The organism is Antribacter sp. NEAU-D49 (assembly GCF_057158775.1).
The window spans coordinates 1-21,952 of the sequence record NZ_JBXTSN010000032.1 but is presented as its reverse complement, the minus strand read 5'-3'; the positions used below and the strand labels follow the sequence as shown (position 1 = coordinate 21,952).

Here is a 21,952-nt window from a genome sequence, read left to right as displayed (position 1 = left end):
ACCTCGTCACCCCGCCTGAACCTGCACGACGGCGCGCGCCCGGCCCACCACGAAGGCGGTCCGCAGCACGCTGCCGGGGTCGAGCGCCTCGGCGCCGTCCACCAGGTCGGCGGCCGTGCGCTCCAGGGTCACCAGCCCGAGGTCTCGCGCCAGGGTGCGGGCCTGCTCGGCGTCCGACCTCTGCCGCGCGGAGAGCCGCGAACGCCCCGTCGCCGCGACCGCGGTCAGCACCTCGCCCAGCAGCAGGCAGGCCCGTTCCGCAGGAGCGGGCGGCGGACCCGACGGCGCCACGACGGCCGCCTTGCTCCGGAGAGCCCTGAGCCGCGCCACCCGACGACGCCAGCCGACCCACCACCGGGCGCCTGTCTCCAGGCGCCAGGCGGGAGTCACCGTCGGGCTCACGAGCACGATCCGTCCGCTCGTGTCCCGGGTGAACAGGCCGACGGGCTCGTCGCGGCCGTCGTGCCGCTCGACCGTCACGGCTACCAGCGGGTGCCCGGCCGCCACGACCGACAGCAGCGTCTCGCACGCTCTCTCGTCGGCGGCGGGGAGGCGGAGGAGGACGGCCGCGCCGTCGGACCCTGTGACGCGCCACGTGAGGTCCTGCCGCACCTCGTCGACCCCCACCTCCCCCGCGTCGCGGACCATGACGAGCCGCACCTGGGCGGGCCGCCGGCCGAAGCCGACCACGTCCCGTGCCGCCGTCCCCGCTCCGGTCCGGGTCGCGACGTCGACCAGCTCGTCGGGTTCGAAACCGCCGAGGGCCGTCAGCCGGGGGCTCCCGCCCGCGCCGAGGGCGCCGTCGGGCCGTAGCCGGACGTCCCGCAGCGCGACCGGGCCCGCGGTGAGCCGCTCGAGCGACGCTCCCCACAGCACGGGCGTGTCCCAGCTGCGCTGGAACGACGGGTCGGTGCCCGACGCGCGGCCGGTCACCACGGTGCGCACCCGTCCCTCGGCCGGGTCCCAGCCCACGTACGACAGGCCGCGCGAGCCGCTGGGCGCGGTCCACCACCGCACCCCCAGCGGCAGGAACCGCTCGAGGTCGGCCTCGTCATGGTCCTTGCCGGTCTCGTCGCCGCCCGGCGCCGAGGGCGGCGAGCCGGGCGCGCCGGCAGTGCTCGGCGTGGCGAGCACCTCGCACAGCGCCCACACCTCGGCGAGGGCGTCGAGGACGTCGCTCTCGTCCACGCTGTCGTCCCGGGTGACGAGGTCTTCCACCAGCCCGGCCGCGGTCCGCACCAGAGCGTCGAGCCGCACGCCGTGGACCCGCTCGAGTCCCGCGAGCCGGGAGCGGCCCGCGACAGCGCGGAGCTCGTCCGCGTCGTCCCTGCCCAGGTGCGACAGGCCCGTCTCCACGAGCTGCGCGACGGCCGAGCGCACCTCCGCCAGAGTGTCCTCGCGGCGGCGGGCGGCGGCCTCCTGGGCAGCCGCGCGGGCGGCGAGGGTGCGGGCGGAGACGGCGCGCGGAGCGGGGGCGGCCTGCGCCGTGACCCGCGCACCTGCGGCCTCCCCTTCGGGGACCGCGGGTGCGACCTCGCGCGCCCAGAGGCACGCGGCGACCACGTGCTGGCAGACGCCGGCCGTGGGGCAGTCGCACGCCACGGCCGCAGGGCCCCGGCGGTCCAGCCGCACCCGGAACGCACCGACCGAGAGGGTCGCCCCCTTGGTGTCCTCCTCCGCGACGGCGACCTCGTCCTTGCGGGCGCGGCGCAGCAGGCCCGCGTTGCCGAGGGCGACCAGTGCCGCGTCGTCCAGCCCGGCGTACGCCGCCGCCCAGGCCCGTGTCCCGGTCCCGCTCACGTGAGCACCTCTCCCAGCCACTCGGCGAAACGCTCGGGGGTGAGCGCCGCGATCTCCATGCCCGCGTCGGCGAGCCGCCGCGCGGTGGTGCGGTCGTAGACGGGCTCGGCGGCCTCGTCGAGCGCCGCGAGGCCCAGCAGCTTCACGCCCGACGACGACAGCCGCTTCACCGCCGCCAGCAGGCCGGACAGGGAGCCGCCCTCCTCGAAGTCGCTGACGAGCGCGACCACCGTCCGCGACGGGTTGCGGACCTCCTGCTCCGCGTAGCGCACGGCCTTGCCGATGTCGGTACCCCCGCCCAGCTGGGCGGTGAGGAGCACCGACACCGGGTCGTGGGCCAGGTGCGACATGTCGACGACGCTCGTGTCGAACAGCACCAGCCGCACGTCGATGCCGGGCAGGCTCGAGAGGATCCCCGCGCACACCGCCGAATAGAGCAGCGACGCCGCCATGGACCCCGACTGGTCCACCAGGACGATGACGTCCCACGTGAGCGCGCGCTTCGACCGGGCGGAGAACCGGAGGTCCTCGACCACCATGCGGCCCTGGCCGTCGATCCGGCCGAGGTTCGCCCGCAGGGTCCGCTTGCCGTCGAAGTTCCGGGCGACCCGGTGCATCGACCTGCGGGAGCGGTCCAGGCGCCCGCCGACCGCCGTGACGAAGCGCGGCCGCAGGCGGCGCACCACGTCCTCGACGACCCGTTCGATCACCCGGCGCAGGCCCGCCGCCACGCCCGGCTCGAGGCGTCCCCGGACCTGGAGGAGCGCCGTGGCGAGCTCGCGGCTGGGCTCCAGGGCCTCGACCGCTCCCTCGTCGGCCAGCAGCTCCGTGAGCCCGTACCGGCCCACCGCCTCCACCTGCATGCGTTCGAACGTGTCGCGCGGGAACAGCGACCGGGCCTCCCCCAGCCAGCCCAGCGCGCTCCAGTCCACGCCGCGCGGCGACGACGGGTCGAGGGACCCTCCGCCACCCGGCCTGTCGTGCTCGCTCCGGCCGGTCCGGTGACCGCGGGCCGTGTACTCGCGGTCGTAGAGGTAGCGCAGCGTGCGTTCCAGGCCCGCGTCCTGCTGCGGTACGGCGAGCTGCTCGGCGGCGTACCGGCCGAGGACCAGCCGCCAGCGCCGGGCCGCCTCCTCGTCGGAGACGCCCGTGGTCGTGGGGCCGGTCGTGGTGCCGGTCGTGGTGCCCGCGTGGGCGTCCGTGCTGCTCATCGCTCCGCTCCGCTCCATCGCGCGAGCCCGTCGCGGGCCAGGACGGCCGCCAGCTCACGCTCGAGGACCAGGCCGGCAGCCAGGTCCTGTTCCGTCAGGTCGACGCGCACGTCGACGTCGTGCGCCCGTACGCCCGTGCTCGCCGCCACCCGCTCGGCGAGCCGGTGCGTCTCCGTGGGGCGCAGCCAGGTGAACGCCCGGCGCAGGTCGGGCAGCACTGCGAGGAAGGCCTCGGGTGCCAGGTGGCGCAGCGCCTCGTCGACCGCGTCGAACAGCTCAGGCGTGTGCAGCAGCAGGTCGGGCACCGCCCGCAGCACGCCACCGAGGAACCGGGCCGCCAGGCTCGGGTCGGCGCCCGCCTGGAGAGCACCGCGGACCCGGGCGACCAGGACGTCGTCGGGCACCTCGCCGTCCACGGAGCCGAGGGCCACCAGCGCGCCCCGGACCGACGGCGCCGTCGCCGCATCCTCCCGGAGGCGCGCGAGCTCGCGGGAGGCGGCGGACCCGCCAGGTCGGCCGGTTGCCGCAGCGTCGGTCGGTAGGTCGACCGACCCCGCGACAGCCGGCCGGCCGCGCGAGTCGCTGTCCCGCACTGCGCGCGCCGCCTCCCGGACCAAGGTCCGGAGCGCCACGACCGTGGCGACGGCGGTGTCCTCGTCCTCGGGCCGCGCACGGCCGAGGTCGGGCACCAGGTACGCCGCGGTGGCGAGCGACTGCTCCACGAGGTCGAGGAGCGACGCGGCGTGCGCCTCGGCCCCGAGCTCGGTCCGGGCCCGCCAGAGGTGGAGCAGCCGCTGCCCGCCCGCGACCACGGACGCCAGGTCACGGTCCACGTCGAGCGACGACCGCAACAGGTCCGCCAGCCGGGGCAGGTGGTCTCCCAGGCCCATGACGAGGGCCTGGGCCATCAGGGTGGCGGCGCCGTCGACCGCCCGGGAGCCGAGCGCCGGCTGGCCCGGTCCCTGCACGCTGCCCGGCGCCCCGCCCGACGCGGGCGCGCCGGACGCCGCCGTGCCGGCGGCGGGCGTCCCGCCGGACCCGCCCGACGCGGCCTCCGCCAGGCGCGCCTCGGCCGCCCGTAGCCGCGCGAGCGCCACGGCGTCGAGCGTGGCACCCAGGTGCGACAGCTCGACGAGCCGTGCCTCCACGAGCGGTGTCCACGCGTACTCCCACTCTTCGAGCAGCAGCCCGAGGCCGCGCCCCGCCACGTGGTCGGGGCCCGACACCCGGCGGCCGAACCCGCTGCCCACGAAGTCGAGCAGGGCCAGCACCTCCCGCCGCTCCCGGTGAGCCGGGGTGCGGCGGGCGTCGAGACGCGTGGTGCGTGGCACGGAGTCGTCCACGGTGAGGCGGACCCGCCGAACCCGCTCGCGGGCGTCCCGGACGAGCGGCGGGGACGTGCTGCCGGGCGGGACGTCGCCCAGCTCCCTGCCGCCGAACACCTCCGCGACGGCCAGCCCGAGCGGCCGGTCCACGCCCACGCCCCCGTCGTCCTGGAGGAACGACGACGTGATGGCGTCCAGCACGTCCGTGCGGCCCGGGAAGGGGCGTCCACGCAGGTCGGCGAGCCGCACGGCCTGCTCCGCTCCCGCCGACACCTGCGGCAGGCTCACCGCGTGCCCGCGCGCGACGGCCGCGCGCGCCACGTCGACGAGCAGCTCGGTCGCGAGCCCCGCCGCGTCGGTCCCTCGTCGCGGTGCCGGTCGGTCGAGCGGCCGACGCCGCGACGACGGACCCGCGCCGCGACCTCCCTCTGCGTCAGGACCGGGACCCGCCGCGCGTGCGAGCGCCGCCTCGTGCGCCGCGAACAGCCGCTCGTAGTAACCCGGCGTGGGCATGCCCGCGCCGTAGCCCCGCAGGCCGTCGAGCCGCTCGTGGTCGTAGCGCACCAGCCAGGCCTCGGCCGAGGCGACGTCGCCGTAGCCGCCGTCGGGCCACCGGTCGCGCACCGGGGCGCCCTCGGCCGCACCGGCGAGCGCCTCCACCAGGGCCAGGGTGTGGAACGCGCCGGTCACGACGAGCACCGGCCCGGAGCCGGCGAGCCGCTCGGCGTGCTCAGCCACGCGGGCCGACATGCGCGCCTCGCGGTCGAGCGAGCCGTCGGCGGCCAGCACGGCGTCCTCGTAGTCGAGCCGCGCGAGCGCGGCCCAGGCGAGGACGTCGTCGAAGAGGACGCGCCAGTCGCTGAGCTCGCCGGCGGTCCGCGCCTCGAACAGGTGGTCCCAGACCTCGTCGTGGTCCCGGCAGCCGAGGCGCCGCGCCACGGCGGCGATCGACTCCGAGTGGGCCAGGTACCGCTCCGACATGAGCGTGGTCTGGCCGTCCTCGCCGCCCTCCGGCGGCCCACCGGGCCCGCGCTCGCCCGGCCCTCGCTCGCCCCACGGGCGGTCCACGAACGCGAGCTCCGCGCCGACGGCGTGGCCGGTACGCAGCGCCACCCACTCCGGCGAGAACCGCGCCAGGGGGTAGAAGCCCGAGCCGGAGTCGCCGAGGCTCAGCACCGCCACAGGAGGCCGGGTCTCCTCGTGCAGGAGCGCCGGGATCAGGGCCGTGTACTCCTCCGGTCCCTCGACCAGCACCGCCGACGGCCGCAGCTCCTCGATCGCCGCCCGCACCGCGACGGCGCAGGCCGGGCTGTGGTGACGCACGGGGGCGAGGTGGATGCCGCGGGCACGCAGCACGCCGATCGCCTCCGCCGCCCGGCGGAGCCGGTCGGGAGCGGCGCCCCATGCGGCCCGGACCGTGTGCGCCGCACCCGGGACCTCGGGGGCGGTCACCGGCGTCACCGCCACAGCGGTTCGGCCGCGGTGAAGAAGTCCTTCCACCGGGCGTCCGAGCGGGCGCGCTCGCGCACCACGTTGTCGACGTAGTGGCGCAGGCGACGGGCGTCCTCCTCGTCGCCCTTGAGGGCCACTCCCGCGACCTGGCGCGCCACCTCCCCGGCGGTGACCACCCCGTCGCCCAGGTAGCGGGCCTCCAGGCTGGCCGCGACGGCGACGTTCACGGCCTCGGCCGTGGACATCACGGTCTCGGGCCGCTTCACGGGCGCGCCCTCGCGGGTGGTGCCCACCCGTAGGTCCTGGAACACCGTGACCAGCACCTCCAGCACGTCGCGCGAGAGGGGCGGGCGCTGGCCCGCGGGCCCGAGCTCCGCCGTGAGCTGGCGCTCGACCAGCTCGATCTCGAAGTCCCGGTCACGCACCGGGGCCACGGTCTCGAAGCTGAAGCGGCGCTTGAGGGCCGCCGACATCTCGTGCACGCCCCGGTCCTTCAGGTTTGCCGTGGCGATGACGTTGAAGCCGGGCCGCGCGGCCACGCGCGCCTCGCTGCCGAGCTCCGGGACCATGAGCTGCTTCTCCGAGAGGATCGACACCAGTGTGTCCTGGATCTCGGGCGCGCAGCGCGTGATCTCCTCGAACCGCACCACCTTGCCGTCGCGCATCCCGCTGTAGATCGCCGACGGGACGAGCGAGCGCTCGCTCGGCCCTTCCGCCACGAGCAGCGCGTAGTTCCACGAGTAGCGCACGTGGTCCTCGGTGGTGCCGGCCGTGCCCTGGACCGTGAGGTTCGAGGTGCCGGACACCGCGGCCGCGAGGAGCTCGGAGAGCATCGACTTGGCGGTGCCGGGCTCGCCCACCAGCATCAGGCCCTGCCGCCCGAGCAGCGACACGACCGCCCGGTCGACGAGCGGGTCGTCGCCGTAGAACTTGCGCGACACCCCCAGCGTCTCGTCACCCACGATGAACGCGCGCACGGCACGCGGGCTCAGCCGCCAGCCCGGCGGCAGCTCAGCGCCCCGGTCGGCGTCCCAGCGCGTCAGCGTGGCGAGCTCGTCGGCGTAGCGGACCTCCGCCGGCGGGCGGAGCTCGGCGGCGGGCGCGGTGGTGGTCTCGGTGGTCATGTCGTCCTTCGTCGTGGTGGTCATCAGTGTCCTTCGTGGCGTCCGCCGGCACTGTCTCGCTCGGACCCTGCGGGAGGCAGGGGTCAGTACTGGCTCTTTCGCTCCCAGTCGGCGTCGAACGCGCCCGCCTCGGCCACGGTGACGTAGTCGCGGTAGGCCTCGGCCACGAGCACCGGCGGCACGTCGGCGACGGGCACGAGCCCGCGGTCCCCGTAGGTACCGGTGCGGCGGAACACGAGGTCGGTCACGGCGGCGGCGATGTTCTCCTCCGGCAGGAACGCGCCGGTGAACTCGATCTCCACGGTGATCCCCGCGCTCGGGTACTCCTTGGTGTAGGCCGTGAACCAGCCGGCGTCCTCAGCCTGGGACCGGGAGTAGCCCAGCTTGGTGGCGCGGCCGCGCACCGAGAAGCTGTCGGTCAGCCAGCCGCGGTGGTCGCTGATCCGCACGGCGTCCTTCGCGAGCTCCGGCAGTGCCACCCCGAGCTGGTCGAACAGCGGCGTGATCTCGTAGTCGGCAAGGTGCTCGCGCCAGGCCGCCGCGTCCTCGCCCGCCTGGCCCGCGGCCAGGGTGACGGCGTGCGCGAGGGCGACCGTGGCGTCGTCGGGCAGCGTCACGTCCTCGTCGTCGACGGCGATGAGCGCGCCGCCGTCGCCGGGGCGGAACGCCCGCTGGGCGTCGGTGCCGGGGGCCACGAGCCAGACGAGACGCGCCGCGAGGCGCGACATCACGGGGTGGTCGAGCACGAACTCGCGCCACTCCTCGGCGGTCCAGCTGCGACCGGTGCACATCGCCTCGTAGAGCCGCTGGGTCTGGAGCGTCACCACGGCCTTGAGCTCCTTGCGGCTCGTGGCGAGCTGAGACTTGGCGGCGGCGTACTCCTCGGCGTCGTCGCCGGCGCGCTGCGCCGGCAGGGCCTTGATCACCTTGCCCTCGGCGTTGCGCAGCTCCACGGTGTACGACGGCGTGATGCGGCCGGTCACCTCGCGACCGCCGAGGTCGAACCGGAGGATGCCGTCGTCGTCGAAGCCGGCCGTCTGGACCGTGCGGTCGGCGAGCTGGTCCGCACTCCACCCGCGGCGCTCGGCGAGCTCGGCCGCGAGCGCCCCCGCCACCTCCTGGACGGTCTTCTGCTTGAACCGCCGGGACACGGCGAGGAGCTGCTGCACGGCCGCCCGCTGGCCGTTCGCGGCGAGCGCCCGGACGAGCGACTCGGCCTGCGACCGGCGGCCCTGGTGCGCCTTGAGGTACTGCTGGGTGACGGTGGCGAGCACCGCGCCGTCGGCCCCGACGGTGAGGGCGAGCAGGCCCTTGTCCTTGGTCGCGGAGCCGAGGTACGTGCCCTGGTGCTCGCGGTACAGCTCGCGGTAGTGGTCCTCGACGGACTTCGTGGCCTGGTCCCCGTAGTACTGGGGGTACTGCTTGGCCAGCCGCTGGGCGCTGTCGTAGCGGCGCTGGGCTCCGGCCTCGGCGTGCTGGCGGCTCTCCTCGGCGGTGGGGTTCCGGGTGTCCTGGGCCACCCAGGCCCGGAGCACGAACGAGCCGAGCGCCGCGCGGGACGGCTCGTCGAGCAGCGAGACGTAGCGCGCGATCAGGCCCTCGCCGCTGGGGTCCTTGAGCTTGCAGGCGAGCACCACCCACCAGCGGGCCACCTCCCGGGGCACGGCGCTGCCCGTGGCCCAGCGGAGCTCCGGGAGGCCCTCGAACGGGAACCAGGTGAGGCTCGCGGGCATCCGCGCGCGGAGGCCCTTGGTGGCCTCGGCGAGGAGCACGTCCGGGGCGAGGTCGGCCGAGATGTCGGCGCCGAGCGACTCCAGGGCGGTGAGGAGAGCCGCGCGGACCGCCTCGCGGCGCTCCGTGGTGAGCGCGGCCCGGAGCGCCGGGACGGCCGCGGGGTCGCCACGTCGCGCGAGCCAGGCCGCCGCGGTGACCCGGATCTCGCTCTTGCCGTCGCCGAGGCCCTGCTCGGCGAGGGCGCGGGCACCCGCGTGGGACTCGAGGGCCTGCTGGGCGGCGAGGCGGTACGTCTTGCCCTCGCCGAGAGCCAGCGCTGTCACGCGCGGCAGCAGGAGGGACGGGATCGCCGGGAACTCGGCGAGGATCCGGAGCACCCTGGCCGGCGAGCCGCTCATCTGGCTGCCCTCGGAGCGGCCGAGATAGCGGTCGAGGGTCTCGACACGCTCGGCGAAGTAGGCCCACATCGCCCGCGGAGGGATCTCCTCCACCCCCCACCAGCGGTGGAACACGAGCTCCTCGATCGACGTCTCGGGCTGCCGGTCGCCGAGCCGCACCAGCACCTCGTGCAGCTGGCGCAGGTCGGTCACCTCGCCCAGGTGCTCGCGGACGTGCCACCACAGCCGGTTCTCGGACCGCCCGACGAGGAACACCACCCGCAGGCGGTGGACCAGCGTGGCGTCGGGGACCTGGGCGAGCGAGCGGTCGAACAGCCAGGCCGCGGCGGACGTCTTGCCCGCCCGGGACCAGGCTGTGACCGGCTCCCGCCCGGAGAGCAGGTCGGCGAGGTGGCGCAGGTCGCCGTCCGTGATCTCCGAGAGCTGCTTCAGCGTGGCCAGCGCACCACGCAGGGGCCACTTCTTGGGGTCGGCGTCGGGCAGCTTCCTGGCGTTCTCTACGGCCTCCTTCGCCTTGGCGATCTGCTCGTCGAGCAGGCGGCGGGCGGTCACCGGCCAGTCGGGCCCGAGATCGGACTCGGGCAGCGGCTCGTACGGCGGCACGTCGATCGCCGGCGGGGCACCGGGCGAGCTCCCGGCCCCGGCCTCGAGGGCGTGGGCCCGCTCGATGGTCTGGGTGAGGAGCTTGAGACGTGCAGCGGAGGCCTTCTGGCCGGCCGCCTCCGCGGCAGCCGTCTCCAGGGCGGCGATACCGCCCTCGGCGGCCGCCAGACGTGTGACCACGGTCGCGAGCCGGGCGGGGGGCGTGCTGGCGAGGAGCGGGGCCAGGAGCCGCACCTGCTCCTCGTCGGGCAGTGTCACCAGCAGGGAGTCGGCCGCCTCGCGGACCGACTTGGCGGGGTCGGCCGCCAGGGTCGCCACCAGCTCCGCATGGGCGGCCAGGTTGCCGGACTCGCGAACGTACCCGCAGACATCGACCCGGCCGTGGGAGGTGAGCGACGGCACCGTCGCGGCGACGGCTCCGGCGTGCGCCACCAGGAACTCCGTGGCGCCCGGCGCCCGGAGCAGCCCGGCGAGCGGGTTGGGGCGCCAGGACGGCGCGGAGTCGCGGTCGAACAGCGCGCGGACGACCACGGGCACCACGTCGTCGTCCGCCACACCGCCGTCGCGCGCGAGGCCCGCGATGAAGGCCGGCGTCCACCGCTCGCGGACGACGGCGTGCTCCGACCCTGACGCCCGCCGCTTGTCGTTCGAGTAGCCGATCATCGCCACGTCGTTGACGAGCACGGCGAGCCAGGCGGGCAGGCGGTCCGAGGCCCGGTCGACCTCGGCGGAGGTCGCCGCGAGGAACCTGCCCAGGCGCACGAGCTGCGGCACCGTCGTGTCGCCGTGCGCGTAGAACCGCACCCTGGCCTGCCGGCTCTGCTCGGCCGTCCACCCCGCGTCGACCGTCTTGAGCCGGACCGTCAGCGTGTCCGGCACCCAGCTGTACGGGGAGAGTGAGCCGGGCCTGATCAGGAGGTGATCGAGGTCGGTGGTGGACCGGCCGCTGAGCTCGACGAGGAGCTCCGCCCCCGAGCCGTCACGCACGAAGGCGAGCGCCCGCTCGTACAGGTCGTCGCCCTCGACCCGCAGCACCCGCAGCGCGTCGGCGAGCGCCCTCGCCCCGTCGTCCTTGCGGCCGAGCAGCCGGTCCGTCAGCTCCTGGAACATGTCTCCCCATCACCTCGTCGTCCACGCCCCGCGGGTGCACGTCGGTGCACCTGCCGAAAACCGGGGCCCGCCGCATCAGGCGGCGTGCGGCACAAGGTAGCGGTCCCCACCGACACGCAGGTGAAGTGGTTCAGACAGCGACGTCGATGTGGGTGGCGGGGCGTAGCGTCGGCCCGATGGACGACCTGACCTCCTACCGGCTCCACACCACCGGACGGCTCACCCTGCGGGCCGTCTCCCTCGACGACCTCGAGACGCTGCACGCCCTCCACGCCGACCCGGCTGTGTGGAAGCACTTCCCCTCCGGAAGGCACGAGACCCTCGACCGCACGCGGTCCGACGTCGCGCGGTTCGTCGCCGGCTGGGAGGCGGACGGGCTCGGGTACTGGACGGCCTGGCGGCGGGACACGGGCGAGTTCGTCGGCGTGGGCGGGGTGTCCGTCCGGCTGGGGGTCGCGTGGAACGTCTACTACCGGCTGTCACCAGCGCAGCAGGGTCACGGGTTCGCGCGCGAGCTGGCGGCCGCCGCGGTCGCCGCCGGCAAGGCGGTGCGGCCCGACCTGCCCGTCACCGCCTTCCTGCTGGAGCACAACACAGCGTCACGCGCGGTGGCCGAGAAGTCGGGCCTGCAGGTCGTCTGGCGTGGGCCCGACGTGGGGAACCCCGACCCGGCCGCCGTGCGGCTCGTCCTCGGCGACCGGCCGGTCGAGACCGGCACGCTCACACCGCTCGTCACGCACGCGTGACCTCGGCGGCGGGCTCGGGCGTCACCGCCGAGGACGTGCGGGGCCAGGTCCAGGCGGAACGCAGGACGAAGACGAGGAGGAGCACCTCGAGGCCGATGGAGAGGCCGTAGAAGGCGGTCCAGGACTCACCCACCCCGTTGAACACCGAGACGGGGATGTACAGCGAGGCCACGACGAGGTTCGCTACGCGGCTGACGCGGGCGGGCAGCGTCATGGAGAGCATCACCATCAGGCTCGGGACCGCGACGAGCGCCAGGAAGGCGACCAGCAACGTCTGGCTGACGTCGAACTCCCACACGACGCCGCCCCGGATGTCGTCGATCGCCCCGGGCTTGTACAGGTGGAAGTAGTCCACGTAGATGTACAGGAACATGAAGCTGGTCCAGGCGGCTGCGAGCTTCGCTCTGACGGGTGCCGGCGCATCGTGCAGTTCCGCGGCGGACCTGGGGTCTGTGCTCATGGGTCTCTCCTCGTGATGTAGGGCGCGTGGACGCCGTTTCGTACACCGTACGTCGTACGCTGTACGATCCTCGTACGCTGTACGGTTGTCAAGGCCGTTCGAGCTGAGGAGTACGCGTGTCCGCGAGAAGAGAACGCCAGGTCGCATCCGATGCGGGGCTGAGCAAGCAGCGGGTGATGGTCGAGGCGGTCCGCATCGCCGACCGCGAGGGGGTCGACGGACTGAGCATGCGCCGGCTGGCCGGGGCGCTCGGCGCGGGCGCGATGTCGCTCTACCACTACGTGGCCAGCAAGGACGAGCTGCTCGACGCCATGATCGACCTCGTGTTCGAGGAGATCGAGCTCCCGTCCGAAGAAGCCGGCTGGCAGCCGGCGATGCGACGGCGAGCGATCTCCGCACGACAGGTTCTCGCACGCCACCCGTGGGCGATCGGCCTGATGGAGTCGCGCACCTCGCCGGGGCCGGCCAACCTCCGCCACCGCGAAGCGGTCACCGCCTGCCTGCGGAGGGGCGGCTTCTCGGTCGTGATGGCGACGCACGCCAACTGGCTGCTCGTCAGCTACGTCTACGGGTTCGCCCTGCAGGAAGCCAGCCTGCCGTTCGACACCGCCGACGAGCTCGCGGACCTGACCGAGGACGTCTTCCTGCCCCAGCTCCCGCCTGACGAGTTCCCCTACCTCAACGAGTCCGCCGCCGCGCTCGTCGCTGCCGGCTACGACCCGGCAGAGGAGTTCACGTTCGGCCTCGACCTCATCCTGGCAGCCCTCGAGCCCTTGAGAACGTCCGCCTAGCGGCGCCCAGCGGAACGGGGCCCCCGCCTGTCGGCGAGGGCCCCGCGAGAGAGGTCGTGACGGTGGGTCAGTCGGTCCAGCCGCCCCGCTCGGACGACTCGCCCTGCTCCGTCTCCTCCGAGCCGCCGGACTGCTCCGACCCGTAGCCGGTCGAGCCGGACCCGAACTCCTGCTCCTCGCCCGTGCCGACGCTGTCGGCCGGCTCGGACGACTGCGGCACCCCCGACGGCCGCTCGCTCGACGTGCCGCCGCCGGACGAGCCCGCCTCATAGCCCGACGGAGCGCCGACGGACTCGGACCCGCCACCGAACGGGGAGCCCTCGCCCTCCGAGGAGGTGCCCTGCGTGCTGCCGAACGACCCCTCGGACGAGCTCTGCTCACCGCCGAACCCGCCCGACGAGCCCTCCTCCTGGGAGTACCCGCCCCCGGACGAGCCCTCCTGCGAGTAGCCGCCGCCCGACGACTCCGACGAGCCGAACTCGGTGGTCTCGTCCGCCTCGAGGCCGCTCCCGGCGCCGTAGCCGGTCGACGCGCCCTCCGAGGTGGTGTCGGACGAGCCCTGCTCCGAGAAGGTGCCCGACGACTGCTGCTCCTGCTCCGACTGCTGGGAGAACTCGTCGGCCTGGTCGCCCTGGCCCTCGTAGCTGTTCTCGCTCATGGTCGACTCCTTGCTGATCGCGCCCAGGGCACGCCTGGAGGCCCGCCCCCCTGCGGGTCCCGGAGGAGTTCCAGGCCCGTGCCGAAACTACCGCCGCTTTCACCCGTTCGCATCAGTTGACCCCCCGGCTGCAGCCTCTCGCAGGTCAGCCGCGCGGCAGGCGAGAAACCGGTGCGCGCCCCGGCGACGACGCCTAGCCTGGACGTATCGCCACGACCTCGACACGCCCCGAGACCGCGGGCGAGGCGCTGTCCCTCGCGGTCCGAGGGCTCGTGCGCCGGATCGAGGACGGCATCCCTGCGGCGCTCGCCGACGAGCCGGACGCCGTGCACCGCCTGCGCACCTCGATACGGCGGTTGCGCAACGTGCTCGCCGCGTTCCGCAGGTACCTCGACCGGGACGCCACCGCGGCCCTCCGTGCGGAGCTGAGGACCTGGGGCGACGCCCTCGGCACGGCTCGCGACCTGGAGGTCCGAGCGGGACAGCTGGCGGAGGCGGCCGACGCCGTCGGCCTGGACGTCGAGGACCGCACGGCGCTCCTCGACGAGCTGCGGATCGCGCACGAGCGGGCGCACGCCGCGGCGGTCCGCTGGACCAGGTCCCGCCGCGGCCGGGACCTTCGTGCAGCGCTGGCGGCGTGGGCGGAGTCTCCCCCGCTGACCGACCGGGCGGACCGGTCCGCGAAGAAGGCGGCACGGCGCGCGGTGCGGCGTCAGGCCGACCGCACCGTCGACGCCGCGGGCCGGCTCGACGAGCCCGAGTCCGTCCACGACCTGCGCAAGGCGGCGCGGCGTCTCCGGCACACGGACGACGCCGTCCGGTCGGCCGGGCTGCTCGGCAAGCGCGCCAAGGCGCTCGGCCGGGCGGGCCACCGGATCCAGTCGCTCCTCGGCGACCACAGGGACGCGCTCCTGCTCGCCGAGCACGTCCGGTCCCGGCCGGGCGGGCCCGCAGCACCCGCGCCCGCAGCACCCAGGTCCACGACGCCCGGTTCGGCCGCGGACGGATCCCCGGCGCGCGACGCCGTCGTCGGCTGGTGCCAGGAGCGGGCCCTGGCCGCCCTGGCGGACCTCCCCGCGGCGCTCGCCGACCTCCAGGCCCGCCGCGACGCGCTGCGCTGACCGCCCAGCCCTGCACGGCCGGGGGGGGCGGGGCGGCCCCCGGCCCCCGCGGCGCGGGGCGGGGGGCCCCCCCCACCCCGCCCCGGCGGGGCCCCCGCCCGGTTCGGCCGCGGACGGATCCCCGGCGCGCGACGCCGTCGTCGTCCCTCAGGAGGGCGAGGTCAGCTCTCGCCGCCCGCGCTGCCGGACGTGCCGGCCGTGACGTCGAGGAGGCGGTACTTCTCGATGGCCTGGCCCACGACCTCGGCCGGGACCTCGCCGCGGCGGGCGAGGACCTGGAGGGTCTTCACCACCATGGACGGGCCGTCGATGAGGAAGTGGCGACGGGCCGCGGCGCGCGTGTCCGAGAAGCCGAAGCCGTCAGCACCGAGCACCGCGTAGTCGCCCGGGACCCAGGCGCGGATCTGGTCGGGGACCAGGTGGTCGTAGTCGCTGGAGGCGACGAACGGGCCCTGGGCCTCGGACAGGCGGGCCGTGACGTACGGGGTGCGCGGCTCGGCCGCGGGGTTCACGAACGCGTCGTGCTCGGCGGCGAGGGCGTCGCGGCGCAGCTCGTTCCAGCTGGTCACCGACCACACGTCGGCGGACACGCCCCAGTCCTCGCGCAGCAGGTGCTGCGCCTCGAGCGCCCACGGCACGCCCACGCCGGAGGCGAGGAGCTGGGCCTTGGGGCCGTCGGCGTCGGAGACCGAGATGCGGTGGATGCCGCGCTTGATGCCCTCGACGTCCACGTCCTCCGGCTCGGCCGGCTGGACCATGGGCTCGTTGTAGACCGTCAGGTAGTACATGACGTTCTGGTCGCGGCCGTCGGACCCGTCGCCGTACATGCGCTCGATGCCGTCGCGGACGATGTGGCGGATCTCGTACCCGAAGGCCGGGTCGTACTGCACGATCGCCGTGTTGGTGCCCGCGATGAGCGGTGAGTGGCCGTCGGCGTGCTGCAGGCCCTCACCCGTGAGGGTGGTGCGGCCGGCGGTCGCGCCGATGATGAAGCCGCGGGTGAGCTGGTCGCCGGCGGCCCAGAACTGGTCGCCGGTCCGCTGGAACCCGAACATCGAGTAGAAGATGTAGACCGGGATCATGGGCTCGCCGTGCGTGGCGTACGCCGTGCCCACCGACTGGAACGCGGCGGCGGAACCGGCCTCGTTGATGCCGGTGTGCATGATCTGGCCCTGCTCGGACTCCTTGTAGCTCAGCATCAGCTCGCGGTCGACGGCGAGGTAGTGCTGGCCGAGCGTGTTGAAGATCTTGGCGCTCGGGAAGATCGAGTCCAGGCCGAAGGTGCGGGCCTCGTCCGGGATGATCGGGACGATCCGGTTGCCGAACTCCGGGGCCTTGAACAGGTCCTTGAGCAGGCGGACGAACGACATCGTCGTGGCGACCTCCTGCGTGCCCGAGCCCTTCTTGAGCAGCTCGTACGTCTTGTCGCCCGGCAGGGTCAGCTTCTTGGCCGAGTCACGGCGCTCGGGGACGTAGCCACCCAGCTTGCGGCGGCGGTCCTGCATGTACTGGATCTCCGGGGCGTCGGCGCCCGGGTGGTAGTACGGCGGCAGGTAGGGGTTCTCCTCGATCTCCGCGTCGGAGATCGGGATGTGCAGCGAGTCGCGCAGGGACTTGAGCTCCTCGCCCTTGAGCTTCTTCATCTGGTGCGTGGCGTTGCGGCCGGCGAAGCCGGACCCCAGGCCGTAGCCCTTGATGGTGTGGGCCAGGATGATCGTCGGCTGGCCCGTGTGGGCGCGCGCCGCCGAGTAGGCCGCGTAGAGCTTGCGGTAGTCGTGGCCGCCGCGCTTGAGGTTCCAGATGTCGTCGTCGGTCATGTTCTCGACGAGCGCCTTGGTGCGCGGGTCGCGCCCGAAGAAGTGCTCGCGGATGAACGCGCCCGACTCGGCCCGGTACGTCTGGTAGTCGCCGTCCGGCGTGACGTTCATCAGGTTGACGAGCGCACGGTCCTTGTCGGCGTTGAGCAGGGCGTCCCACTCGCGGCCCCACACGACCTTGATGACGTTCCAGCCCGCGCCGCGGAACTGCGCCTCGAGCTCCTGGATGATCTTGCCGTTGCCGCGCACCGGGCCGTCGAGACGCTGCAGGTTGCAGTTCACGATGAACGTGAGGTTGTCGAGCTGCTGCTGGGCCGCGAGCTGGATCATGCCGCGGCTCTCGGGCTCGTCCATCTCGCCGTCGCCGAGGTACGCCCAGACGTCCTGCTGGCTGGTGTCCTTGATCCCGCGGTTGTGCAGGTACTTGTTGGTCCACGCCTGGTAGATCGCCGACGCCGGGCCGAGACCCATCGACACCGTCGGGAACTCCCAGAAGTCGGGCATGAGGCGCGGGTGCGGGTACGACGGCAGGCCGCCACCCGGGTGCGACTTCTCCTGGCGGAACCCGTCGAGCTGGTCGGCGCTCAGGCGGCCCTCGAGGAACGCGCGCGCGTAGACGCCCGGCGAGGCGTGACCCTGGAAGTAGACCTGGTCGCCACCGCCCGGGTGGTCCTTGCCGCGGAAGAAGTGGTTGAGGCCCACCTCGTACAGCGTCGACACCGACGCGTACGACGAGATGTGGCCGCCCACCGACAGGCCCGGGCGCTGGGCGCGCGTCACCATGACGGCGGCGTTCCAGCGGATCCACGAGCGGTAGCGCCGCTCGATGGCCTCGTCGCCCGGGAAGTACGGCTCCTCGTGGACGCCGATCGTGTTCACGTACGGCGTGGCCATGGACGCCGGGATGTGCACGTTGCGCTCACGAGCCCGCCGGAGCAGGTTGAGCATGACGTACCGGGCCCGCGGGCCGCCCTTGTCGTCGATCAGGCCGTCGAACGACTCGACCCACTCCGCCGTCTCGGCGGGGTCGATGTCCGGCACAGCGCTGAGCAGACCGTTGATCAGCGGTCCGGTCTCGTCAAACGAAGCCACCAGCAACCCTTCTGTCTTGACTTCGCGGCGTCGGCCGCGTCGTCCAGATTCGTGCGGCCGAGCGAGGCGATGTTGCCTCGGGCCGCCCTGTCAGCGTCCCATCCCGTCAGGTGCACCACCAGGTGGTAAGCCCCGGTGCCCTCCCACGCGACAGGTGGTCATCACACATTCTGTCCCCTTCCCAGCGGGGTTGACACCATGGGCGGGTCAAGGCCGCGTGATCTGCGTTACTTATGCCCGGAATGAGACGGGGTATCAGGGCGGTGAGACCCGGTCTTTAGGTCGTGAACGGGTCATGCGCGCGATGTCGGACCGCGCGGCGGCGCGCCGTGGCGGAGGGCTGGTGAGGCACGGGGACTGTGCGTGCACTACCTTTGCGACGACAGGACGGCACCGCCGTCCAGACCAGCAACGGAAGGAACGAAGGACCAAAGTGGGACAGACCACGGATCCCCAGGGCAGTGCTGATCCCCAGGGCGCAGAACCGACGGGCGGAGCACGGCTCGGCTTCACCGCAGGCCAGGTCGTGCAGGAGTTCGGCTGGGGGGACGACGTCGACGACGACCTGCGCGCAGCGGTCGAGGACATCATCGGCGCCGAGCTGGTCGACGAGGACTACGACGACGTCACCGACGGTGTGATCCTGTGGTGGCGCGACGGCGACGGTGACCTCGGCGACGCGCTCGTCGACGTCCTCACCGTCCTCGACGACGGCGGTCTCATCTGGCTCTTCACGCCGAAGCCCGGCCGCCCCGGCCATGTGGGCCACAGCGACATCCAGGAGGCCGCGACCACGGCCGGCCTGCAGACCACCAGCACCATGTCGATCGCCCCCGACTGGTCCGCGACGCGCCTCGGGTTCCGTGGCCGTGGCCGCTGAGGCACTCGCCGCAGCCGCACCACGCCCCGGCGACCCGGCACCCGACCTGACGCTGCCCGACACGCACGGCACGCCCGTGCACCTCGCCGACCTGCGCGGCGAACCCGTGCTCGTCGTGTTCTACCCGTTCGCGTTCTCCGGGACGTGCACCGGGGAGCTCTGCGAGCTGCGCGACAACATCGAGGACTTCGAGACCGCCGGCGTGCGCCTCCTGGCCGTCTCCACCGACCCGGTCTTCACGCTGAAGGCCTGGCAGGAGAAGGAAGGCTTCAGCTTCGACCTCCTCTCCGACTTCTGGCCCCACGGCGAGGCCGCGCGCGCGTTCGGCGTCTTCGACGAGAACAGCGGCCACGCGCTGCGCGGATCCTTCCTGATCGACGCTGACGGGATCGTCCGCTGGGCCGTGGTGAACCCTCGCGGGCAGCGCCGCGACCTCGAGGGCTACCGCCAGGCGCTCACGACCATCTGACCGGCGTTCCGGTGGTCGACCCGTTCGCGGGGCTGCCACCGGAACGCCGTCGGGCAGGTATTCTGAGGCGCTGCCAGGGCCTGTAGCTCAGCTGGTAGAGCGCCACGCTTACACCGTGGATGTCGTCGGTTCGAACCCGGCCGGGCCCACCACCTGCACGAATCCTGCTCTGACCTGCACCGATGTTCATCCGCTCGATGGACAGAAGATGGCGGCCCCGAACGCGACCGCGCTGCTGATGGAGCCCGTCCGGTCGCTCGGCGTCACCGTCAACCCTGCCTCCCCGTCGTGGCTCGACGTGACTCCGGCCGGGCTGTCCAAAGCCTCGGCCCTGAACGCCGTGCGTCGCCACGTCGGGATCGCACCCGAGCACACGGTGTTCGTGGGCGACGACGGCGTGAACGATCTGGAGGCGATGGAGTGGGCAGCCCGCTCCTACGCATGGGCCACGCCCCGATGGTCGTCCAGGACGCCGCCGACCACATCACGGGAACCCTCGCCGAGCACGGCGCTGCGATGGTGCTCCGAGACCTGCTCACCGGACCAGACACGACGTCCGACGTTGAGGCGCAGGCGCTGGCCGGGGCGGGCTCATGACCGCTGCGCCGCCGGTCGAGCTGCTGCGCGAGGTCCGCGACCTCGCGGCGAGCCTGCACCCGCGCCTGCACCCCGTCTCCGTCCGCGTCCGGCTGGACGGCACGGGTCCGGCGCTGGCGTCGTGCGAAGTCTGGACCGGTGACGGTGACGCAATGATCGCCCACCACACCGACCTACCTACCGCGGTAGGGGCGACGATGCTCGACCTCGAACGCGCTCTCGTGGCGGCCGGGTACGCGTACGCCCTGACCGGCAACGGCCGTCCCACGTGGCGCTACGACGCGAACACCGGCGGCCTCTACACCCTCGACGTCGCCCGGCCCCTTCGACCCCCTGATCTTGCGGTCGGGTGCCTGCCCCCCGCCTGGCCGCGAGCCCGCCGACAACGGCGGGAACCGGACCGGGCCCCCTTCCCGGGGGCGGCCCGGCCCGCCGACCTCCGGAGCGCCGATCCGACTGCGCTCCGATCGCACAACCACTCACGAGAGGGACACCACATGCTCGATCACCGTGCCGGGACTCGACCACTTCGGCTCCCACCACCACCCCCGGTTACCGGCCCCGGACCGACCTCGACCACCTACCCTGGGACCATGCGCGCTTCTCGATTCATCCCGTGGTTGACCCAGCTCCTCGAACCCCACCTGCCCGAGGGCGTGAAGCTCGTCGAGTGGTCCGAGGCGGGAGTGACCCGTGACGCGGGCATGGAAGCCACGACCGGGATCGTGCTCCAGGCGCCCGGCGGAGGCGCCGTCTACCTCCAGGCCGTGCACAGCGGTGGCGACTACTCCACTGAGGAGGTCGTCGTCGAGGGCGAGCCGCCCGCACCCGTCCCGCCCGCCGACCTGGCGATCCAGCCGGGCGGCCAGGTCCGCATGGCCGACGTCGAAGGGTGGATCACCGCGCTGGTCGTCAACTCCCAGCTGCGAGAGATCGCCGAGGTCCAGCGGTACTCGACCCGGCCCAACCAGGGTGCGCACCCCTTCGGGTTCAACATCGCCTGGCACTCAGGTGCCGCGTCGCACGTCCACCTGCTCCACACCCTGCGCGCCGGCGAACGACGCAGCGCCGACAACAAGTACCGCGTCCTGGAGGTCGTCTGACCATGGCCACATCCGTCGTCTGCCCCGGCTCCGGCAAGAGCGAGAACTCCGGCAGCAGCCCCGCATAGCCAGCAACCGGCGCCCTCCGCGCCAAACCCACGGCGGCCCACCATCCCATGAGCGGAGATGGTGGGCCGCAGGCACGCCACTAGGGCGTGTTTCGGAAGTGGCCTGTGACCTGCAGTTTCGGCATGCTTCGGGTTCGTGGTGGACGCGGCTGGGCGACATGATCTGACGGATGCGGCGTGGGCGGTGGTCGGGCCGTTACTGCCGGTCGGGCCGTTACTGCCGGTAGCGGCGCGTGGTCGTCCGGCGCGGAATCTGCGGAGACAGGTCGACGGGATCCGGCACCGGGTCCGGGCGGGGTGCCCGTGGCGGGACGTGCCGGACCGGTACGGGCCGTGGTCGAGCCTGTATCGCGTCTTTCGCCGTTACCAGCGGGAAGGTGTCTGGGACCAGGTCCTGGACGCGTTACGGACGCTGGCCGACGGTGGCGGGCAGATCTGCTGGGAGGTCAACGTGGACTCCACGATCGCCCGGGCGCACCAGCACGCAGCTGGTGCCAGGCGGGACCCGGACGCGCAGAAGGAACCGCCCCACGGCCCCGAGACGTCCGAGCCGGCGGATCATGGGCTGGGTAAGTCGCGTGGTGGGTGGACCACGAAGATCCACGCGGCCTGCGAGCAGGGCCAGAAGCTGATGGGGATGGTCGTGACCGCGGGACAGCGGGGAGACAGCCCGCAGTTCGGCCCCGTGCTCGCGCAGGTACGTGTGGCGCGACCGGGCGGGACCGGGCGTCCGCGCACGACGCCGGACCGGGTCCGTGGTGACAAGGCCTATGCCTCGGCGGCCAACCGTCGTCTCCTGCGCAGGCGTGGGATCCGCGCGACGATCCCGGACAAGAAGGACCACCGCGCCAACCGCCTGAAGAAGGGCTCGGCGGGTGGGCGGCCACCGAAGGTCGACTACGAGGACTACAAGAAGCGGCACGCGGTGGAGTGCATGTTCAACCGGCTCAAACGCTGGCGGGCCGTCGCGACCAGGTTCGACAAGCTCCAGGTCCGCTACGAGGCGAGCGTGAAGGTCGCCGCGATCGACGACTGGATCGTCGCCGTCGTCCGGGCGGGCCAACCGCTGGCATCCTGGTCGCCGTGAGCTACTACGCCGACGCCGAGGGCGGCGACCACGTCCCGCGCCCCGACCACGCCGCCCTGGTCAGGCTGATCGGGGAGCTGAACACCAGCGACAACACCTTCTTCGTGGTCTACCCGGACGACGAGGACCTGGAATGGGCTATCGCTGTGCTCACCCGACGTGGAGGCCTGGGCGGCTACGACGTCGAACACCTCGACCCGGTCACTGGTCAGGACGACACGATCACCGCTGCCGATCCCACCACCATCGCCACCGACGTCCTGGACTGGATCACACAGCGCTGACCACTTCCGAAACACGCCCTAG

Annotated in this window: 17 protein-coding genes, 1 tRNA gene and 1 pseudogene; 11 read left to right on the top strand and 8 right to left on the bottom strand. The window is 73.5% G+C overall.

Annotated elements, in window-relative coordinates; all coding sequences use genetic code 11:
- Positions 1-6 precede the first annotated feature (6 nt).
- Genes AC060K_RS19740 through AC060K_RS19720 form a run of 5 tightly spaced genes read right to left on the bottom strand, consistent with a single transcriptional unit; the run spans position 7 to position 10,757 of the window.
- Positions 7-1,800: a hypothetical protein gene (locus AC060K_RS19740; RefSeq protein WP_483767055.1), complete on the bottom strand. Its 1,794-nt coding sequence runs from the start codon at positions 1,798-1,800 to the stop codon at positions 7-9.
- On the bottom strand, positions 1,797-3,011 hold the full coding sequence (locus AC060K_RS19735) for a VWA domain-containing protein (protein ID WP_483767054.1): 1,215 nt from the start codon (positions 3,009-3,011) through the stop codon (positions 1,797-1,799). The genes AC060K_RS19740 and AC060K_RS19735 overlap by 4 nt, the downstream gene beginning before the upstream one ends.
- Positions 3,008-5,788: a DUF5682 family protein gene (locus AC060K_RS19730; protein ID WP_483767053.1), complete on the bottom strand. Its 2,781-nt coding sequence runs from the start codon at positions 5,786-5,788 to the stop codon at positions 3,008-3,010. The genes AC060K_RS19735 and AC060K_RS19730 overlap by 4 nt, the downstream gene beginning before the upstream one ends.
- Before the next feature lie 5 nt (positions 5,789-5,793).
- Positions 5,794-6,936: an ATP-binding protein gene (locus AC060K_RS19725; protein ID WP_483767052.1), complete on the bottom strand. Its 1,143-nt coding sequence runs from the start codon at positions 6,934-6,936 to the stop codon at positions 5,794-5,796.
- Positions 6,937-6,995: 59 nt separating this feature from the next.
- Complete coding sequence (locus AC060K_RS19720) at positions 6,996-10,757, bottom strand: DUF4132 domain-containing protein (protein WP_483767051.1); 3,762 nt, start codon at positions 10,755-10,757, stop codon at positions 6,996-6,998.
- Between the two features lie 176 nt (positions 10,758-10,933).
- On the opposite strand from AC060K_RS19720, the gene AC060K_RS19715 reads away from it, so the two are divergent.
- Positions 10,934-11,503, top strand: a complete 570-nt coding sequence (locus tag AC060K_RS19715) for a GNAT family N-acetyltransferase (RefSeq protein WP_483767050.1) — start codon at positions 10,934-10,936, stop codon at positions 11,501-11,503.
- On the opposite strand, the gene AC060K_RS19710 is transcribed toward AC060K_RS19715, so the two are convergent.
- Complete coding sequence (locus tag AC060K_RS19710; RefSeq protein WP_483767049.1) at positions 11,490-11,963, bottom strand: DUF6326 family protein; 474 nt, start codon at positions 11,961-11,963, stop codon at positions 11,490-11,492. The genes AC060K_RS19715 and AC060K_RS19710 overlap by 14 nt on opposite strands.
- A 116-nt stretch (positions 11,964-12,079) precedes the next feature.
- Here AC060K_RS19710 and AC060K_RS19705 point away from each other — a divergent pair, with 116 nt between their 5' ends.
- Positions 12,080-12,754 carry a TetR/AcrR family transcriptional regulator gene (locus tag AC060K_RS19705; protein ID WP_483767048.1) on the top strand — a complete coding sequence of 225 codons (675 nt, stop codon included), beginning with the start codon at positions 12,080-12,082 and terminating at the stop codon, positions 12,752-12,754.
- Positions 12,755-12,821: 67 nt separating this feature from the next.
- On the opposite strand, the gene AC060K_RS19700 is transcribed toward AC060K_RS19705, so the two are convergent.
- Positions 12,822-13,412: a hypothetical protein gene (locus tag AC060K_RS19700; RefSeq protein WP_483767047.1), complete on the bottom strand. Its 591-nt coding sequence runs from the start codon at positions 13,410-13,412 to the stop codon at positions 12,822-12,824.
- 272 nt (positions 13,413-13,684) lie between these two features.
- Here AC060K_RS19700 and AC060K_RS19695 point away from each other — a divergent pair, with 272 nt between their 5' ends.
- Positions 13,685-14,533, top strand: coding sequence for a CHAD domain-containing protein (locus tag AC060K_RS19695; protein ID WP_483767046.1), 849 nt, complete (start codon positions 13,685-13,687; stop codon positions 14,531-14,533).
- A 161-nt stretch (positions 14,534-14,694) separates the two neighbouring features.
- Here AC060K_RS19695 and aceE read toward each other — a convergent pair whose 3' ends face one another.
- The gene (aceE, locus tag AC060K_RS19690; RefSeq protein ID WP_483767045.1) at positions 14,695-17,442 is read right to left on the bottom strand and encodes a pyruvate dehydrogenase (acetyl-transferring), homodimeric type; all 2,748 of its coding nucleotides are present in this window, start codon (positions 17,440-17,442) and stop codon (positions 14,695-14,697) included.
- Between the two features lie 433 nt (positions 17,443-17,875).
- Between aceE and AC060K_RS19685 the strand changes: the two genes are divergently transcribed.
- From AC060K_RS19685 to AC060K_RS19650, 8 genes and pseudogenes are all read left to right on the top strand, one after another.
- Positions 17,876-18,322 (top strand): DUF3052 domain-containing protein, encoded by a 447-nt coding sequence (locus AC060K_RS19685; protein WP_483767044.1) that lies wholly within the window; start codon positions 17,876-17,878, stop codon positions 18,320-18,322.
- Positions 18,312-18,791: a peroxiredoxin gene (locus tag AC060K_RS19680; RefSeq protein ID WP_483767043.1), complete on the top strand. Its 480-nt coding sequence runs from the start codon at positions 18,312-18,314 to the stop codon at positions 18,789-18,791. The genes AC060K_RS19685 and AC060K_RS19680 overlap by 11 nt, the downstream gene beginning before the upstream one ends.
- A gap of 76 nt (positions 18,792-18,867) precedes the next feature.
- Positions 18,868-18,943, top strand: a tRNA-Val gene (locus tag AC060K_RS19675).
- 56 nt (positions 18,944-18,999) lie between these two features.
- A pseudogene (locus AC060K_RS19670) lies at positions 19,000-19,173 on the top strand (HAD family hydrolase); the annotation flags it as partial.
- A gap of 38 nt (positions 19,174-19,211) precedes the next feature.
- A complete protein-coding gene (locus AC060K_RS19665) occupies positions 19,212-19,388 on the top strand; it encodes a hypothetical protein (protein WP_483767097.1) in 177 nt (58 codons plus the stop codon).
- 593 nt (positions 19,389-19,981) lie between these two features.
- Positions 19,982-20,491, top strand: coding sequence for a hypothetical protein (locus tag AC060K_RS19660; protein WP_483767042.1), 510 nt, complete (start codon positions 19,982-19,984; stop codon positions 20,489-20,491).
- 207 nt (positions 20,492-20,698) lie between these two features.
- Entirely contained in the window at positions 20,699-21,646 is a 948-nt protein-coding gene (locus AC060K_RS19655; protein WP_483767096.1) for an IS5 family transposase, read from the top strand.
- Complete coding sequence (locus tag AC060K_RS19650) at positions 21,643-21,930, top strand: hypothetical protein (protein WP_483764940.1); 288 nt, start codon at positions 21,643-21,645, stop codon at positions 21,928-21,930. Before AC060K_RS19655 ends, AC060K_RS19650 begins: the two co-directional genes overlap by 4 nt.
- Positions 21,931-21,952: the final 22 nt, after the last annotated feature.

Bases quoted from the DNA above. Each gene is read 5' to 3' on its own strand.
- AC060K_RS19735 (WP_483767054.1), bottom strand. From the start codon at position 3,011: ATGAGCAGCACGGACGCCCACGCGGGCACCACGACCGGCACCACGACC.
- AC060K_RS19725 (WP_483767052.1), bottom strand. From the start codon at position 6,936: ATGACCACCACGACGAAGGACGACATGACCACCGAGACCACCACCGCG.
- AC060K_RS19720 (WP_483767051.1), bottom strand. From the start codon at position 10,757: ATGTTCCAGGAGCTGACGGACCGGCTGCTCGGCCGCAAGGACGACGGG.
- AC060K_RS19715 (WP_483767050.1), top strand. From the start codon at position 10,934: ATGGACGACCTGACCTCCTACCGGCTCCACACCACCGGACGGCTCACC.
- AC060K_RS19710 (WP_483767049.1), bottom strand. From the start codon at position 11,963: ATGAGCACAGACCCCAGGTCCGCCGCGGAACTGCACGATGCGCCGGCA.
- AC060K_RS19700 (WP_483767047.1), bottom strand. From the start codon at position 13,412: ATGAGCGAGAACAGCTACGAGGGCCAGGGCGACCAGGCCGACGAGTTC.
- AC060K_RS19660 (WP_483767042.1), top strand. From the start codon at position 19,982: ATGCGCGCTTCTCGATTCATCCCGTGGTTGACCCAGCTCCTCGAACCC.